Below are 16,190 nucleotides of genomic sequence, written 5' to 3'. Positions count from 1 at the left end.
TGTCCGCGGAGTGAGCGACAAGAACGCGGGCAAGCCCGATTCCCGAAACGGCAGTTCGACGCTCGGCGTGAAAATGGACGACGTAGCTCGTCTCGCGGGAGTCTCGCGCGCCACGGTCTCGCGGGTGCTGACCGGCACGGCACCCGTCTCCGAGGAAACCCGAGAGCGAGTGCATCGCGCGGTCCGGGAATTGAGCTACGTGCCGAATATGAATGCGCAGGGGCTGGCCGGCAAGGCGTCGGGCCTCATCGGTCTGATGCTGCGAGATCCGGCGAACCCGGCCTACGGATTGCTGCATGCGGAGTTGCAGACTGCAGTCGCTAGACGCAACCTGCAGCTGATCACCACGAGCCCTGCCGTAGGTGAGCGGGCCGACAGTGAATTGCTTGCGCTGCACCGAATGCTGGGGATGCGCGTCAGCGGCCTCATGGTCGCTACCGGGGTGGTGTCCGCCCACGACCTCGAGCCGTTTCTCGCATCTGTACCCGTGATTTCGGTAGGCAGGGTGGAGGATCATCCCGCCATTCATGCCGTGTCCAACGACGAGGACACCAACGGCGCGATCATCGCCGATCAGGTCGCGTCGAACGGGCACCGAGACGTTGCCGTTGTCATCCCCTCGCGCATGCTGTCGGTCAACGAGAACCGGCGCGGCACGGCCATCGCCGCGCACCTCGACGGGCGGGGAGTGCGTGTACGCCGCTTGACGGCAGACGTTTTCGGATCGACCCACGATCGGCTCGACGACGTCATGACATTGGCTCGCAGCCATGACATCACCGCCGCCATGTTTCCGAACGACGCACGCGCTGTGTCCTGCCTCGAACGTGCGCGTGCAGAAGGCCTCGACGTTCCACGAGACCTCTCGGTCACCGGCCTGGACGGCGCCGCCATGGGCATCGAACTCATCGGTCTGGCGACAGTGCGACTGTCGGTGAAACAGGTTGCCGAGCGCGCCGTGCAGTTGATGGCCGAACTGCTCCACGACCGCGCTTCGGTCCCGGTTCGACACGAGGTCATTCGCGGCACCTTCGTCCCGGGCACCAGCCTGTCCGCCCCCAGCCGTACCTCGTGATGGCACTGATCTCCGTATCCGAAAGGCCGCACATCAATGACCGAAATCCGTACCCCGATCGAGTCCGTCGTCTTCGACTTCTCGGGAACACTGTTCCGCCTCGAACCGACGTCCGACTGGAACATCCCTGATCTCAGTCCCGACGAACTCGACACCGTCGTGAGCTGGCTGACCGAACCCGCAGGTCCTCCCGTGCCGTTGAACGACAAAGACCACCGAGCGTGGGAGCTCCGCGACCTCGACCCGTCCATGCATCGCAGTGTTTACACCGAGATCCTCGAAAGATTCGACGCATCCTCGGGAGTCGACGTGCTACCGATGCTCGACCTCCTCGTCGATCCTCTTCGGTGGACGCCGTACCCCGACACCGGTGCAGTACTCGAAAAACTCTGCACCGCAGGAATTCCGGTCGCGGTGCTGAGCAATATCTCGTTCGATATCCGTCCCGCGTTCGCATCGCGCGGCTGGGATCGGTGGATCGAGAGCTTCGTCCTGTCCTACGAACTCGGCGCAGGCAAGCCCGATCCGACCGCGTTCACCGCGGCGATCGAACGAATCGGAGGACGACCGGAAACGACCTTGATGATCGGAGACAGTCCCGGGACAGACGGCGCAGCAGCGTCGGTCGGTTGCGCCGTCTCGCTCGTGGAGTCGCTTCCGACAGGCCTGCGGTCCGACGGTCTTGCGAACGCACTGGCAAAACACCACATCGAAGTCTGACGCCGCGGTTCGAACACGAAGAAGCCCGGCACCTCGAAAGGTGCCGGGCTTCTTCAGTGCAAGACGGGACTCAGAAGTCCATGCCGCCCATGCCACCGGTCGGATCGCCAGCGGGCGCTCCGGCCTTCTCGGGCTTGTCGGCGACGACGGCCTCGGTGGTGAGGAACAGAGCCGCGATGGACGCTGCGTTCTGCAGTGCCGAGCGGGTGACCTTGACCGGGTCGTTGATGCCTGCAGCGAGCAGGTCCTCGTACTCGTTGGTCGCGGCGTTGAGGCCGTGACCTGCGGGCAGGTTGGAGACCTTGTCCGCAACAACGCCGGGCTCGAGGCCTGCGTTGAATGCGATCTGCTTGAGCGGGGCGGACAGTGCGACGCGAACGATGTTCACGCCGGTTGCCTCGTCACCGTCGAGCTTGAGGTTGTCGAGTGCGGGCGCTGCCTGGAGCAGTGCCACGCCGCCACCGGCGACGATGCCTTCTTCGACGGCTGCCTTGGCGTTACGCACGGCATCTTCGATGCGGTGCTTGCGCTCCTTGAGCTCGACCTCGGTTGCCGCTCCGGCCTTGATGACTGCAACGCCACCGGCCAGCTTGGCCAGGCGCTCCTGCAGCTTCTCGCGGTCGTAGTCGGAATCGGAGTTCTCGATCTCGGCGCGGATCTGGTTGACGCGACCGGCGATGGCGTCGGAATCTCCCGAGCCCTCGACGATGGTGGTCTCGTCCTTGGTGATGACGACCTTGCGTGCCTGACCGAGCAGCTCGAGTCCGGCGGTCTCCAGGGAGAGGCCGACCTCTTCGCTGATGACCTCGCCACCGGTGAGGATGGCGATGTCGGCGAGCTGCGCCTTGCGACGGTCACCGAATCCGGGAGCCTTGACGGCGACGGACTTGAAGGTGCCACGGATCTTGTTCACCACGAGGGTGGAGAGAGCTTCGCCCTCGACGTCCTCGGCGATGATGACGAGCGGCTTGCCGGACTGGATGACCTTCTCCAGCAGCGGCAGCAGGTCCTTGACGGTGCTGATCTTGGAGCTGACGAGCAGGATGTACGCGTCTTCGAGGACGGCTTCCTGACGCTCTGCATCGGTGGCGAAGTACGCCGAGATGTAGCCCTTGTCGAAGCGCATGCCCTCGGTGAGCTCGAGCTGCAGGCCGAAGGTGTTGGACTCCTCGACCGTGATGACGCCTTCCTTGCCGACCTTGTCCATTGCCTCGGCGATGAGCTCGCCGATGGACGGGTCGCCTGCGGAGATGCCAGCGGTAGCAGCGATCTGCTCCTTGGTGTCGATCTCCTTGGCGGACGCGAGCAGCGACTCGGTGACGGCTGCAACAGCCTTCTCGATGCCGCGCTTGAGGCCGAGCGGGTTCGCGCCGGCTGCGACGTTGCGCAGGCCTTCACGGACGAGTGCCTGAGCGAGAACGGTAGCGGTGGTGGTGCCGTCGCCTGCGACGTCGTCGGTCTTCTTGGCGACCTCCTTGACGAGCTCGGCACCGATCTTCTCGTAGGGATCTTCGAGCTCGATCTCCTTGGCGATGGAAACACCATCGTTGGTGATCGTGGGAGCTCCCCACTTCTTCTCGAGTACGACGTTGCGACCCTTGGGGCCCAACGTCACCTTTACTGCGTCGGCGAGGGCATTGAGGCCTCGCTCGAGGCCACGGCGTGCCTCTTCGTCGAACGCGATGATCTTGGCCATTGCGAAGTGATCCTCCGGATTGGGGGTGACACATTGCTGGCCGAGCTCGGTGCCCGCGACGGACGACCAGGGGTGTCGTTGATTCCCCGGCCTCACCGTGTCCCGACCTGGCACTCACGTGTCGAGAGTGCCAACTGCATTTCTAGCACTCGCCCATGGTGAGTGCAAGGTCGTCCGCCGCCGGCGAACCGCCGCACCCCCCATGCTCGACGCCACCGCGGGACGCAGGTGCCGAGCAGATGCTCGGCCGAGCCGGTATCCGTCACACACTGTTCACACCTGTACGCATTGTTAACATCCGAATACTGTGCATCGGACCCGTGACGCTAATACCGTTGAGCGACAACGGTTTCGACACCCGAAAAATTCGGACAAACCCCCGCAAAAGCGACAGTGAGGATCGAATATGTCCGATACGGTCGACACGTCGTACGACAACTCGGCGATGGACCACGAGGAAGAGGGCTACCACAAGGGCCTCAAACCTCGACAGTTGCAGATGATCGCGATCGGTGGCGCAATCGGCACCGGCCTTTTCCTCGGCGCAGGCGGACGCCTCGCCAGTGCCGGGCCTGGCCTGTTCCTCGCCTACGCCCTCTGTGGAATTTTCGTCTTCTTCATTCTCCGCGCCCTCGGCGAATTGGTGTTGCACCGCCCGTCGTCGGGCAGCTTCGTCTCGTACGCTCGCGAGTTCTTCGGCGAGAAGGCCGCATTCGTCGCCGGGTGGATGTACTTCCTCAACTGGGCGATGACGGCCATCGTCGACGTCACGGCCATCGCGACCTACATGCATTACTGGGGAAGTTTCGAGGTGATTCCGCAGTGGGCCATCGCGCTGGTCGCACTGGTTCTGGTGATGAGCCTGAACCTGGTGTCGGTCAAGTGGTTCGGTGAAATGGAGTTCTGGGCGGCCATGATCAAGGTCATCGCGCTGGTGACCTTCTTGATCGTCGGCATCGTCTTCTTGGCCGGCCGCATCCCCGTCGGTTCCGAGATGCCCGGAATCAGCTTGATCACCGACAACGGCGGCCTGTTCCCGTCCGGCGCGTGGCCCCTGGTCATCGTCATCTCGGGTGTCGTGTTCGCTTATGCCGCAGTGGAACTGGTGGGGACCGCGGCCGGCGAGACCGAGAACCCGGAGAAGATCATGCCGCGGGCGATCAACTCGGTCATTGCCCGTATCGCACTGTTCTACGTCGGCTCGCTGGTACTGCTCGCACTACTGTTGCCGTACACCGCATATCAGGCCGGTACCTCGCCGTTCGTGACGTTCTTCTCGAGCATCGGCCTCGGCGGCGCGGGCACCATCATGAACATCGTGGTGCTCACCGCGGCGCTGTCCAGCCTCAACGCCGGTCTCTACTCGACCGGCCGAATTCTGCGGTCGATGGCGATGAACGGCAGCGCACCGGAATTCACCAAGAAGATGACCAAGGGCGGAGTACCGTTCGGCGGCATTCTGCTGACCTGCTTCATCACACTGTTCGGTGTCGCCCTCAACGCCATCGCCCCGGGCGAAGCGTTCGAGATCGTGCTGAACATGTCCGCACTGGGCATCATCGCCAGCTGGGCAACCATCGTGCTGTGCCAGATCCAGCTGTACCGCTGGTCCAAGAAGGGCATCCTGAAGCGGCCCAAGTTCCGTCTGTTCGGTGCGCCGTACACGAGCTACGCGACGCTGGTCTTCCTGTTCGGCGTGCTGGTCCTGATGGCCTTCGATGCCCCGATCGGCTCGTGGACCATCGCGACCCTCGTCGTCATCATCCCCGCACTGATCGGCGGCTGGTTCCTGGTGCGCACCAAGGTGCTCTCGGTGGCCGAAGAACGAATGGGCTACACCGGCCAGTACCCGGTGGTGGCCAACCGTCCGACCGAACCGGAGGAGTGACCCTTCCCAACCCCCTCTCGAGCCAGGGCCCCGCATCGACCCGATGCGGGGCCCTGCTCATGGAGTCACGAAAACCTGAGCCATCGCGAGCGGGTGAACGGTGAGCGTCGCGCCGGCGGCTCCGGCACTCCGGCAGAAACAGCAGCAGCCACGGCATCGGCAAGCTCCACGCAGGTCTGGAATCGATCTGCCGGGTCCTTGGCCAACGCGCGTGCGACCACCGCGTCGAGACCCCGCGGCAGTGATCGCCGACGCCTCGTCACCGCAGGCGGTTCGGCCGACAGATGGGCGGCCGTGATCGCGAGCGGCGTGGCCAACGGGTACGGCGTTCGCCCGGTCAGCAATTCGACCAGCGTCGCCCCCAATGCGTAGACGTCGGTCTGCGCGCTCAGCACTCCCCCGCGAAGCAGTTCCGGTGCCGCGTAGTGGATGGACGCCAGTACAGTTCCGCCGACGACCAGCGGCGTCGAGTCGTCGACCAGACGCGCAATTCCCCAGTCGGACAACAACACCTGCTCGTACCCGTCCACCCGCTCGGTGGAGATGAGGATGTTCGACGGCTTGACGTCGCGGTGCAGGACGCCGTTCGAGTGGGCGTAGTCGAGGCCCTTGGCCACCTCGGCGACGATGCGTGCCACGCGGGAGACGTCGAGAGCGATCTGACCGCGAGCGACCAACCGCGCCGCGCTGTACCCGTCGACGTAGTGCATCGACATCCACAACTGGCCCTCGAACTCACCGTGTTCGTGCACCGACACGATGTTCGGATGCACCAGCAGCTCGGCCACCGTGGCCTCGGTCCGAAATTTGGTGCGCAGTCGCGGCGAGCGCGAGGCGTCGCGGTCGAGGATCTTCAGAGCTTCGAGCCGATCGTGTCCGCGGCCGAGTACGAGGTACACCTCACTCATGCCGCCGACCCCGAGGCGACGCTGCACCCGGAAGCCGGCGAACTCCGCACCCGGCTGCAGCTGGCCGGGATTCACGGAATCTCCTGTGCAGCAGTGCTACTCGCGGCACATCGACTCCACAAGGGGACGACCGGGCGAGACCGCAACATCGACAGAACTGTAGTCCGTTCGGGTGCTCGCGGCGACTCGGCAGACTTTCGACGCGGGCCTGTCTCCCCAGCTCACCGGCTCGGTCACGTTTCGCCGCCCGCGCCGACGTCGTTTATGGTGATTACCGGTACTTGACCAAAACAAGGGAAAAAGAACGGCATACCGATAGTGGTCAGCCGATCACCTCGACTCGAGTTGTAAGGAAGTCAAGTAAGTGAAAGCAGTAAAGGAAGCGTGGGGCGGCCTGCTCAAGCCGGTTTTCGTCCCCGCATCTATCGTCATTTTTGTGATGATCACCTTCTCGGTGATCTATGCCGGCACTGCCGCCGACGCGTTCGACAAGCTCAACAACGCCATCACCAGTGGCGTCGGCTGGTGGTACATCCTGGCCACCACCGGTTTTGTGGTGTTCGCGCTGTACTGCGGCCTCAGTAGGGTCGGCAACATTCGCCTGGGCCGCGACGACGAGAAGCCGGAGTTCGGCGTCCTGTCCTGGTTCGCGATGCTCTTCAGCGCCGGCATGGGTATCGGCCTGGTGTTCTACGGCGTCGCCGAACCTCTCTCGCACTACGTCACGCCACCCGAAGCCGGGGGCATTCCCGGCAGCACCGACCCGGCCGCCCGTCAGGCGATGGAGCTGACCCTGTTCCACTGGGGTCTGCACGCCTGGGCGATCTACGTCGTGGTCGGACTCGGGCTGGCCTACATGACGTACCGCAAAGGACGCCCACTGTCCGTGCGCTGGTTGCTCGAGCCGCTGCTGGGACGCAAGCGCATCGAGGGCGGCATCGGCCATGCGATCGACTCCGTCGCCATCATCGGCACGTTGTTCGGTGTGGCCACCTCGCTCGGATTCGGTGTGCAGCAGATTTCGGCCGGTCTCGAGTACCTGGGTTGGGTCGACACCAACAACTGGGTGACGGTCCTCATCATCGCCGGCGTCACCGGCCTCGCCACGTTCTCTGTCGTATCCGGCGTCTCACGAGGGCTCAAATGGCTCTCGAACATCAACATGGGAATGGCCGCGGCGCTGGCCGTCTTCGTTCTGATCGCTGGACCGAGCCTGTTTCTCATGCAGTCCTGGGTGCAGAACCTCGGCGGCTACGTCCAGGCGTTGCCCGAGTTGATGCTGCGCACGTCGCCCTTCTCCGACGATGGCTGGGCCGGTGCCTGGACCATCTTCTACTGGGGCTGGTGGATGAGCTGGGCACCGTTCGTCGGCATGTTCATCGCCCGCATCTCACGCGGCCGTACCATCCGCGAATTCGTGTTCGGAGTGCTGCTGGCACCGACCATCATCGGTTCGCTGTGGTTCACGATCTTCGGTGATGCCGGCATTCTGCGTCAGCGGGACAACGGTGACCTGCTGGTCGACGGTGCCGTCGACACCAACACGAGTCTGTTTCAGCTGCTCGACACGTTGCCGTTGGCTACGATCAGTAGCGTGCTGGCGATCTTCGTCATCGTGTTCTTCTTCGTGACCTCCTCCGATTCCGGCTCGTTGGTCATCGACATCCTCTCCACCGGCGGTGACCTCGAGCCCCCGAAGATCACCCGCGTGTACTGGTCGATTCTCGAAGGCGTGGCAGCAACGGTGCTGCTCCTGATCGGCGGGACAGGATCGTTGACGGCTCTGCAGACGATGTCGATAGCCACGGCAGTACCGTTCTCGATCATCCTTGTGCTCGCATGCATATCGATGCTCAAGGCCTTCCGCTACGACGTCGCCACCACCCCGCGGTACTTGCGCGTCACCGCGACACCCGATGTGGGGCAGGACGAGCCTCAGGCAGCACCGGTGTCACCGGCGGTACGCAAGCGAGTGAGTGCCGGAATTTCGTCGACATTCTCCGGCCTGGCACCGTCTCGAGAAGGGGTGACGCCGCCGCGCACGGACGGCAGCGTCGTGCTGGCGGTGCACGAGGTGCCCACCGAACAACTCGAGATTCACCCCGAGACGGGTGCGGTCGAGTACTCCGGTGACAACGCACCGGTCGATCCCCTGGGCGGCGAAGTGTTCGACACCCAGGAGTTCGCAGATTCGGCCGAAGGCCAGAACGTCAGCAAGAACGCGGACTGAGCACCTTCTCAACCACCGATCTCTGGCCCTCGCGACATTGTTCGCGGGGGTCAGAGGTTTTTCGAAGCCCAGTCGGTCAGTGCTTGCAGGGACGGCAGCAGCGCCGCACCGGACGGCGTCAGGCTGTACTGCACCGAGAGCGGCGGTCCGTTGTCCACTGTTCGCTGGACCAGGCCGGCCTTGCCGAGCTCACCGAGCCGCTCGGACAGGACCGAATCGCTGATACCACCGACGGCCCGGCGTAGGTCCGCGAATCCCATCGACCCGTTCATCAGGGTGGCCAGCAGAATTCCGTTCCATCGCTTGCCGAGGAAGCCGAACGCTTTGGTCAGGGCTCCGTCGCAGGCACGAGGTTCGTGAGTGGGTTCGTTCGCGGCCATGACCCCACCGTACCGAAGTGCTACTGTCTGCCTTGCCACTTCTGATTCACTAGTGGCCTCAGAAATGAAAGCAGGGCTCATGTTCATCGCAACAGTCGTCGTGTCGGTGCTGCTGGCCGTGGCACTCACGTTCTCCGCCGTCGGAAAGCTGACGCGCAACCCCTCCGTCGTCCCGATGCTCGAACAGGTGGGCGTGCCCGCAGACAAGATTCCGTGGTTGGCCTACGCGGAGATCCTCGGTGCCATCGGCCTGCTCGTCGGCCTGTTCGCATGGCCGATCGGGGTCGCGGCAGCCATCGGCGTCATCGCGTACTTCGTCGGAGCAGTCGTCGCGCACCTGCGCATCAAGGACAAGGAATTCGGTCCGGCGGCAGGCCTGGCCGTGTTCGCCGTCGTTGCCCTGGTCCTACGGGTGCTCAGCGCCTGACCAGTCGTAGTCCATCTGGCCCGCGGTGGCGAGAGCCTGATCGGCGCTCGTCCACCGCGCGACCAGATGCAGCGCAAGGTCCAGGCCTGCACTGATACCGGCCGACGTCGCCAGATCACCGTGGTCGATGTATCGAACTCCCTCATGCACGGCCAGCGCGGGCCAGCGGGTGCGCAACAGGTCGAGGTCCTCCCAGTGCGTGGTGACCGGACGCGAATCGAGCAGGCCCGCCGCGGCGAGAACGAAAGCACCGGTGCACACCGATGCGACAACTTCTGCGGTGGGTCGAAGTCGCTGCAGCCACTGAAGCACTCGGCCGTCCGCTTCGACCGCGTCGACGACACCGCCGGGAACCAGGACGAGGTCGTAGGTCCGTGGATCGTCGATCGTGGTGTCGACGCCGATCCTCATCCCACCTCGCGCGCGTACCGCTGCGTCGTCGAGCCCGACGAGCGTCACGTCGAAAGGCACCGCGCTACCGGCACGTTGGGCCACCCGATTGGCCACCGAGAACACCTCGAACGGCCCGCAGGCATCGAGCACCTCGACGTCGTCGAACAACAGAATCGCAATACTTCTCATTTTCGCCCTCAGCTGCTCGTGGTCGAAACGATGACGGGCACCATGATCGCTGCCGTCACCGCGGCATTGACGTCCGAGACCGCTTTGCGGACAGCTGCACCCGCCCACTCACCCTCGGCGATCTGCTTGGCCCTCGTCTTCAGCACCTTCTTGTCGGCATCGACGATGACCTTGTGCGTCAGATCGACTGCCGAGATCAGTGAGATCAGAGCAGCCGAATGCGGCGTCGGCGTCGTGCCGTCGACGAGAGCGCTCCGCAGTGCATCCCGCAGCACCTTCTCCCGCGAGGTGTCGCGAGCCGGCCACGTCGTCGTCGGGAACAGCCCCCAGACCTTGTCCTGCTTCTCGGTGACGAAGCCCTGCGCGACCAGACGCGCAGCCAGTTCCTTCGCCAGATTCTTCTGCGACTTCTCGATCACCTTCTGCGGCTTCATCGGCCGCGACGCCGTTGCCACCAGATCGAACACCCGGCGCAGCAACGGGTCTGCGGGCGGATCTCCCGCGACGACGACGTGGTCCTTCTTGGTCTGCTCACCGGGACCGGTGATGCGGAGCGACCCGCCCAGGGCGAGCTCGACGACCAGCGCACCCGCGAGAACACGGGGCAACTTGGTGGAATCGGCCGATGGCTTGCCCGATTCTTCGTCGAGCAACAACAGCAGCAGGTCCTCCGCAATCAAGGTCATGCTGCGAGATTACCCACAGTGCGCGCTGGATTTGCGGTGTTCATCCGGGCGAAATCGACTGTTCAGTCGGCCCAGCCCACTCAGTTGATCAGACTCTGCCAATTCGAGGGCACCCGTTCACGGGGGCCCGGAACCGTCTGATCGAGCGGATGATGTTGCGGCGGAGCAAGTTCGGGCCCGTCGTACATCTGCTCGTCCTCGTAGTTGTAGAACCAGTCCTCACCGGGCTCGTAGCTGCGCACGAACTTGTGCCGAGTGGATTCGGCGTGCTTGCTGGCGTGCTGCGACGGAGACGAATCACAGCACCCGATGTGCCCGCACTGCGCACATCGCCGCAGATGCACCCACCACCCCTGCGTCTGCGTGCACTCCACGCAGCCCGGGCCGGACGGCGGGACTGTCGGATCGATACCGTCGATTGTCATAATGCCTCCTCGATTGCTGGATGAACGGGCAGTCGCACGATGAATCGGGTGTCCCCCGGCTGGGACACCACTCGCAGATCGCCCTGATGTTTCTTCACCACGATCCGCCACGAGATGTCCAGACCGAGCCCCGTGCCCTCACCGACGGCCTTGGTGGTGAAGAACGGCTCGAATATTCGCGACCGAATATCCTCCGGCACACCGGGTCCGGTATCGCACACCTCGATCTGCACCTGATCGTCGTCGAGAAGTGTGCGGACGGTGAGCGTGCCGCGGCCCTCCATGGCCTGCACCGCATTGTCGATCAGATTGGTCCATACCTGATTGAGCTCGGCGGCATACGCGGGAATGGGAGGTACCGACGGGTCGTATTCCTTCACCACGCGGATATCGTCACCGATCTTGCGCCCCAACATGATCAGCGTGCTGTCGAGCAGTTCCCGTACGTCGACGGTCTGGTAGGGCGCTCGATCCATCTGCGAGTACTGCTTGGCCGCGCCGACCAGAGTGGAGATCCGAGTGGTCGAATCCGAGATCTCGTTCATCAACAACTCGGTTTCCACCGTGTAGTTGAGCCACCTGATCGCCCCTTCGAGCATGGCCGGATCCCCCACCGTCGCCGACACCCGATCCAGCCACGGCACGTCGAGACCCGCCGAGACGAAAGTGGGGGCCAGATCCCATCCCCCGTCGATTCCGTTGTCGTCGAACCACTCTCCGAGCTCGTCCTCCCGGTCCGACGCTTCCATTGCGGTGAGCTTCGGAGCCTTGGCCACCAGTTCCACGGCCTCGTTCTGCAGTCCGACCAGATGCGACAAACTCGAGCGATCGAGAGTCCCGCCGGCGATCATCGCCAGCTTCTGCCGCATGTGCGCCACCCGATTCCGCAACGCGGACGTCGCCCGCACCGCGGCCGCGGCCGGATTGTTCAGCTCGTGCGTCAACCCGGCCGACAGAGAACCCAACGCCAACAAGCGTTCTCGCTGCTCGACGACCTGCTTGGTGTTCTGGTTTCCGAAGAACAATCCCTCGAGCAGATGCAACGCCATCGGGAACCACTCGCGCACGATCGAGGCGAAGCAGTCGGCATCGAGGACGAAGAACCGGGACCGCGCGGTCACCCGCATCGAACCCTGATAGGTCTGCGGCACTCGATCACCCAGATACGCCTGCCAAGCACCGGCATACACCCCACGCTGCGAGGTGCGATTGACCACCAGGTCTTCCCCGCCCGAGAGCTTCGAGAGCACCACCGAGCCCTCGATCAACACGTAGAAGCACGTCGCTGGGTCGCCCTCCGCGTACACCGGCCCCGGCTCGATCGTTTCGATACGGCCGTCTCGACACAGCTCGGCGAGCTGTGCGTCGGTGAGCTGCTCGAACAAGAACAGCGTCCGCAACTCCTCCGGATCGCACAGGGGCGCGTTCACGGATTTGCCAGGTATCTGTGCACCAACATCACGGCCATCGCTCCTTCTCCCACTGCCGAGGCAACCCGCTTGGCCGAGTCCGACCGGACGTCACCGGCCGCGAACACTCCCGGCACGCTCGTCTCGAGGTGATGCGGCAACCGCGCGGGTGTCCACCCGGCAGGACCGCGGCCGTCGACCACCAGATCGGGGCCCGTCACCACGAATCCGTGATCGTCACGCACGAGCACGCCGTCGAGCCAATCGGTACGCGGTGCCGCGCCGATGAACAGGAACAGGTACTGCGCGTCCACCGTCGTCGTCTCGTCGGTTGCCCTGTTGTGCAGCACGATCTGCTCCAGGTGCCCGTCACCGGAGACGCCGACGACCTCGGTGCACGGCCGAACGCTGATCTTCGGGTTCTCCTCGATCTGCTTGATGAGGTAGTACGACATCGATGCTTCGAGGGACGCCGCGCGGATCAGGATCGTCACCGACCTCGCGCCTCGCGAGAGATAGACCGCTGCCTGGCCGGCCGAGTTCGCGCCGCCGACGATGAAGACGTCCTGCTCGGCGCAGCGAGCTGCCTCGGTCATCGCCGACCCGTAGAACACCCCGCGGCCGGTGAAGTCGTCGATTCCGGGGGCCTCCAACCGGCGGTAGGCGACGCCGGTGGACAGGATGATCGTCTGGGCACTGATGCTGCGGCCGTCGGCGAATCGCACGGTCCGCGCAGCGCCGTTGGTCTCCAAGGCCACGACGTCCTGCGTGGTGACCACCTCGGCACCGAACTTCAGCGCCTGCCGCCGAGCCCGCTCCGCAAGTTGTGCACCCGAGACGCCGTCGGGAAAGCCGAGGTAGTTCTCGATGCGTGAACTCTGCCCGGCCTGCCCGCCCGTCGCGGTGCGCTCGATCAACGTGGTGCGCAGGCCCTCGGACGCGCCGTAGAGCGCAGCGCCGAGACCGGCCGGGCCGCCGCCGATGACGACGAGGTCGTAGAACTCTTCCGACGGCGAGACCGTCAGCCCCAGGCGGTTGCCGAGTTCGGCATCGGACGGCTCGATCAGCGCGTCACCTTCGGTGGTGATGACCACCGGGAGCCGGTCGTCTGCCACTCCGGCCGCGGCCAACAGACGCGCGCCCTCGGATTCGTCGGACATGTACCAGCGGTACGGCAGTTGATTTCGTGCGAGAAACTCCCTGATCTCCGAGGACCGCGCAGACCAGCGGTGGCCGACGATCTTGGTGTCCTCCACGGCCCGGTGGTCGTACGCGCACCAGGCTTCGAGCTGAGCGTCGAGGACGGGGTAGAGCTTTTCCTCGGGTGGATCCCACGGCTTGAGCAGGTAGTAGTCGAGATCGATGACGTTGATGGCGTCGATCGCAGCGTCGGTGTCGGCATAGGCGGTGAGCAGGATTCGCCGCGCCGTCGGGAACAGATCCATGGCCTGTTCGAGAAATTCCATGCCGCTCATGTTCGGCATGCGGTAGTCGGCCAACAGAATCGCGACCGGAGTGCCGCGCAACGTCAGCTCCTTGAGCGCATCGAGCGCCCCGGCACCGGATTCCGCGCGCACGATGCGGTACTGCTCGCCGTACCGGCGGCGCAGGTCGCGGGCGACCGAACGCGATACTCCGGGATCGTCGTCGACGCTGAGAATGACCGGTTTCATGACCCTCCAGGACTGGTGCTCGTCAACCTCATGAGCATGCCACCACCGGACCCCCTATGGGAGGTGAGTGACGGCGTCGAGCCTGGGAACAGCAGGGTCAGATTCGGCCGCGCCTGATCAGATCGATCTCCTGCGGGGTGAGCAGCCGCTCGAGCTTCTCGGCAGGCCAGGTACGCGGACTGCCGCTCATCCTGGCGGTCTTCAACAGGGGCAGATCACTGCTGGTACGACGCATTATCGACTGTAATTTCACGGTGGATCACTCCGAACAATTTCTTCGTTGGTCCCGACACTCCGCTTGCTACATCGATCAGTGTCCGCCCGGCGTTAACGCCGGGCTGGGATCTCGTACGGCGTTTCGCGCCGAAAGACCGTTTCTCCCCGCACTCCGTGGGGTAAACATCGGCCCACATCAACTGATCGGGGAACGTTCGTGAACACGTCGGGAAAATCCACGTCGGGACATTCGGGAACAGGCAAATCGGCTACAGGAAAATCATTGGCCAATTCGTTTCAGGACAACGGTGCATTCGAGAAGGCGGCCCGGGCCGGACACTTCGTCAGCGGAGTGCTGCACATCCTGATCGGATACATCGCCATCCGATTGGCGTTCGGTCAGGGCGGTAACGCCGACCAGTCCGGAGCACTCGCCGAACTGGCCGAGAAGCCCGGCGGCAAGATCGCGCTCTGGGTTGCCGTCGTCGCGTTCGTGGCACTGGCCCTGTGGCGCATCGTCGAGGCCATCGTCGGCAAGAAGTCCGATTCCGACGAGGGCAGCGCGATGGATCGACTCAAGGCGGCGGCGCTGGCCGTCGTCTACATCGCCTTCGCATTCTCTACCTACGGTTTCGCGACCGGATCCGGTAAGTCCAGCGGACAACAGAACGCCGGCTACTCGGCGCGACTGATGGAATCCGGTGGCGGCAAGCTCGTGCTGATCGTCATCGCCCTGGTCGTCATCGGCGTCGGCGGGTACCACGTCTACAAAGGCGTCTCGAAGAATTTCCTCGACGACCTCGAAGGCAGCCAGAGCGGAGCGGTCGTCAAACTCGGTATCGCCGGATACGCGGCCAAGGGCACGGCGCTCGTGGGGGCGGGAATCCTCGTCGTCGTAGCGGTACTGCAGTCGGACCCGTCGAAGGCCACCGGAATCGACGGTGCCGTCAAGACCCTGGGAGCCCAGCCGTACGGGCAGGTTCTGTTGATCCTCGCCGGCGTGGGAATCGCGTTGTACGGCCTGTATGCATTCGTCTTGGCTCGCTTCGCTCGCATGTGAGTGGAAGTTCGTAGTGGGCTACGGGCGGATTCGAGCGGTGGTTGCAACGTGCCTGATCATTAGGGATGTTTGCGATGGTTCACCCGGGTTTCTCACATCAGGTTCGGATGACGTTCTGGTCACTTGCGTAGCAGTGGCGTGACGATCAAGGACGCTGCCCTCGCAGTCGGTATCAGCGAGGGCAGCGGCTGGAACTGGGTGTACGAACGTGGTGGTGTGCGTCCACGCTCGACACCGGAGCCGACGGGCCGTTTCCTCTCGCTGGAGGAACGCGAGTTCATCGCCGACGGTGTCCGGGACGGCTGGACGATGACCGCGATCGCGACATGCCTGGGGCGAGCGGTGTCGACGATCAGTCGAGAACTCAAGCGGCACAAGTACTTCCGTGGACAGTACAAGCCGCATCAGGCCGAGCGTGATGCCCGAAAGGCAGCCAAACGCCCGAAGAAGGGCAAGCTCGAGCTCACGCCGTTGCTGCGCGATCGGGTGCAGGCGCTGCTCGAGTTGGACTACTCGCCCGAGCAGATCTCGGCGACACTGAGGAAGGAATTTCCTCACTCGCCGGAGATGCATGTGTCGCACGAAACGATTTATCAGACCCTTTACGTTCAGAGCAAAGGTGGCCTGACCAAGGAGCTGACCAGGCATCTTCGGACGGGCCGGCCGGTGCGGCTGGCGCATCGCCGCACCACCGAACGGCGATCGAAAATCCGCGGGATGATCAACATCTCCGAACGCCCCGCCGAGGTCGCCGACCGCAACGTTCCCGGCCATTGGGAGGGTGATCTGATCATCGGCACCAAGGGCGGGTCGGC

15 protein-coding genes are annotated in these 16,190 nt (G+C 64.1%); 7 read left to right on the top strand and 8 right to left on the bottom strand.

Annotation, left to right across the window (positions count from 1 at the left end; all coding sequences use genetic code 11):
* Positions 1-10 precede the first annotated feature (10 nt).
* Together JLZ96_RS19475 and JLZ96_RS19470 are read left to right on the top strand one after the other, a co-directional pair.
* Positions 11-1,075 (top strand): LacI family DNA-binding transcriptional regulator, encoded by a 1,065-nt coding sequence (locus JLZ96_RS19475; protein ID WP_201011048.1) that lies wholly within the window; start codon positions 11-13, stop codon positions 1,073-1,075.
* A gap of 36 nt (positions 1,076-1,111) precedes the next feature.
* Positions 1,112-1,795 carry an HAD family hydrolase gene (locus JLZ96_RS19470; protein WP_201011047.1) on the top strand — a complete coding sequence of 228 codons (684 nt, stop codon included), beginning with the start codon at positions 1,112-1,114 and terminating at the stop codon, positions 1,793-1,795.
* Positions 1,796-1,865: 70 nt separating this feature from the next.
* On the opposite strand, the gene groL is transcribed toward JLZ96_RS19470, so the two are convergent.
* Positions 1,866-3,491 (bottom strand): chaperonin GroEL, encoded by a 1,626-nt coding sequence (gene groL, locus JLZ96_RS19465; RefSeq protein ID WP_008713461.1) that lies wholly within the window; start codon positions 3,489-3,491, stop codon positions 1,866-1,868.
* 406 nt (positions 3,492-3,897) lie between these two features.
* Between groL and JLZ96_RS19460 the strand changes: the two genes are divergently transcribed.
* On the top strand, positions 3,898-5,379 hold the full coding sequence (locus tag JLZ96_RS19460) for an amino acid permease (protein ID WP_027498447.1): 1,482 nt from the start codon (positions 3,898-3,900) through the stop codon (positions 5,377-5,379).
* A gap of 65 nt (positions 5,380-5,444) precedes the next feature.
* On the opposite strand, the gene JLZ96_RS19455 is transcribed toward JLZ96_RS19460, so the two are convergent.
* Positions 5,445-6,362 carry a serine/threonine-protein kinase gene (locus JLZ96_RS19455; RefSeq protein WP_032390649.1) on the bottom strand — a complete coding sequence of 306 codons (918 nt, stop codon included), beginning with the start codon at positions 6,360-6,362 and terminating at the stop codon, positions 5,445-5,447.
* A 289-nt stretch (positions 6,363-6,651) separates the two neighbouring features.
* Between JLZ96_RS19455 and JLZ96_RS19450 the strand changes: the two genes are divergently transcribed.
* Complete coding sequence (locus tag JLZ96_RS19450) at positions 6,652-8,517, top strand: BCCT family transporter (RefSeq protein WP_032365147.1); 1,866 nt, start codon at positions 6,652-6,654, stop codon at positions 8,515-8,517.
* 50 nt (positions 8,518-8,567) lie between these two features.
* Here JLZ96_RS19450 and JLZ96_RS19445 read toward each other — a convergent pair whose 3' ends face one another.
* Complete coding sequence (locus tag JLZ96_RS19445; protein ID WP_032365146.1) at positions 8,568-8,897, bottom strand: helix-turn-helix domain-containing protein; 330 nt, start codon at positions 8,895-8,897, stop codon at positions 8,568-8,570.
* A gap of 79 nt (positions 8,898-8,976) precedes the next feature.
* Between JLZ96_RS19445 and JLZ96_RS19440 the strand changes: the two genes are divergently transcribed.
* Positions 8,977-9,324 carry a DoxX family protein gene (locus JLZ96_RS19440; protein ID WP_032365408.1) on the top strand — a complete coding sequence of 116 codons (348 nt, stop codon included), beginning with the start codon at positions 8,977-8,979 and terminating at the stop codon, positions 9,322-9,324.
* Here JLZ96_RS19440 and JLZ96_RS19435 read toward each other — a convergent pair.
* The 5 genes from JLZ96_RS19435 to JLZ96_RS19415 all read right to left on the bottom strand — a co-directional run bounded on the left by JLZ96_RS19435 (position 9,304) and on the right by JLZ96_RS19415 (position 14,099).
* Positions 9,304-9,906: a DJ-1/PfpI family protein gene (locus tag JLZ96_RS19435; protein WP_027498452.1), complete on the bottom strand. Its 603-nt coding sequence runs from the start codon at positions 9,904-9,906 to the stop codon at positions 9,304-9,306. The genes JLZ96_RS19440 and JLZ96_RS19435 overlap by 21 nt on opposite strands.
* An 8-nt stretch (positions 9,907-9,914) precedes the next feature.
* On the bottom strand, positions 9,915-10,592 hold the full coding sequence (locus tag JLZ96_RS19430; protein WP_057472695.1) for a GPP34 family phosphoprotein: 678 nt from the start codon (positions 10,590-10,592) through the stop codon (positions 9,915-9,917).
* 80 nt (positions 10,593-10,672) lie between these two features.
* Entirely contained in the window at positions 10,673-11,017 is a 345-nt protein-coding gene (locus JLZ96_RS19425; protein ID WP_201011046.1) for a UBP-type zinc finger domain-containing protein, read from the bottom strand.
* Complete coding sequence (locus tag JLZ96_RS19420; protein WP_201011045.1) at positions 11,014-12,447, bottom strand: ATP-binding protein; 1,434 nt, start codon at positions 12,445-12,447, stop codon at positions 11,014-11,016. Before JLZ96_RS19420 ends, JLZ96_RS19425 begins: the two co-directional genes overlap by 4 nt.
* Positions 12,444-14,099, bottom strand: coding sequence for an FAD-dependent oxidoreductase (locus tag JLZ96_RS19415; protein WP_027498456.1), 1,656 nt, complete (start codon positions 14,097-14,099; stop codon positions 12,444-12,446). The genes JLZ96_RS19420 and JLZ96_RS19415 overlap by 4 nt, the downstream gene beginning before the upstream one ends.
* A 499-nt stretch (positions 14,100-14,598) precedes the next feature.
* Between JLZ96_RS19415 and JLZ96_RS19410 the strand changes: the two genes are divergently transcribed.
* Both JLZ96_RS19410 and JLZ96_RS19405 read left to right on the top strand, forming a co-directional pair.
* The gene (locus tag JLZ96_RS19410) at positions 14,599-15,375 is read left to right on the top strand and encodes a DUF1206 domain-containing protein (protein ID WP_201011044.1); all 777 of its coding nucleotides are present in this window, start codon (positions 14,599-14,601) and stop codon (positions 15,373-15,375) included.
* A gap of 138 nt (positions 15,376-15,513) precedes the next feature.
* Positions 15,514-16,190: IS30 family transposase (locus JLZ96_RS19405; protein WP_201011043.1), on the top strand; the 677-nt coding region annotated here is incomplete at its 3' end.

The sequence above is a fragment of the Rhodococcus sp. NKCM2511 genome (assembly GCF_014905595.1).
Taxonomy (GTDB): Bacteria; Actinomycetota; Actinomycetes; order Mycobacteriales; family Mycobacteriaceae; genus Rhodococcoides; species Rhodococcoides fascians.
This window is presented reverse-complemented; position numbering and strand designations above follow the sequence as displayed.

Bases quoted from the DNA above. Each gene is read 5' to 3' on its own strand.
- JLZ96_RS19470 (WP_201011047.1), top strand. From the start codon at position 1,112: ATGACCGAAATCCGTACCCCGATCGAGTCCGTCGTCTTCGACTTCTCG.
- groL (WP_008713461.1), bottom strand. From the start codon at position 3,491: ATGGCCAAGATCATCGCGTTCGACGAAGAGGCACGCCGTGGCCTCGAG.
- JLZ96_RS19460 (WP_027498447.1), top strand. From the start codon at position 3,898: ATGTCCGATACGGTCGACACGTCGTACGACAACTCGGCGATGGACCAC.
- JLZ96_RS19445 (WP_032365146.1), bottom strand. From the start codon at position 8,897: ATGGCCGCGAACGAACCCACTCACGAACCTCGTGCCTGCGACGGAGCC.
- JLZ96_RS19440 (WP_032365408.1), top strand. From the start codon at position 8,977: ATGTTCATCGCAACAGTCGTCGTGTCGGTGCTGCTGGCCGTGGCACTC.
- JLZ96_RS19435 (WP_027498452.1), bottom strand. From the start codon at position 9,906: ATGAGAAGTATTGCGATTCTGTTGTTCGACGACGTCGAGGTGCTCGAT.
- JLZ96_RS19430 (WP_057472695.1), bottom strand. From the start codon at position 10,592: ATGACCTTGATTGCGGAGGACCTGCTGCTGTTGTTGCTCGACGAAGAA.
- JLZ96_RS19425 (WP_201011046.1), bottom strand. From the start codon at position 11,017: ATGACAATCGACGGTATCGATCCGACAGTCCCGCCGTCCGGCCCGGGC.
- JLZ96_RS19415 (WP_027498456.1), bottom strand. From the start codon at position 14,099: ATGAAACCGGTCATTCTCAGCGTCGACGACGATCCCGGAGTATCGCGT.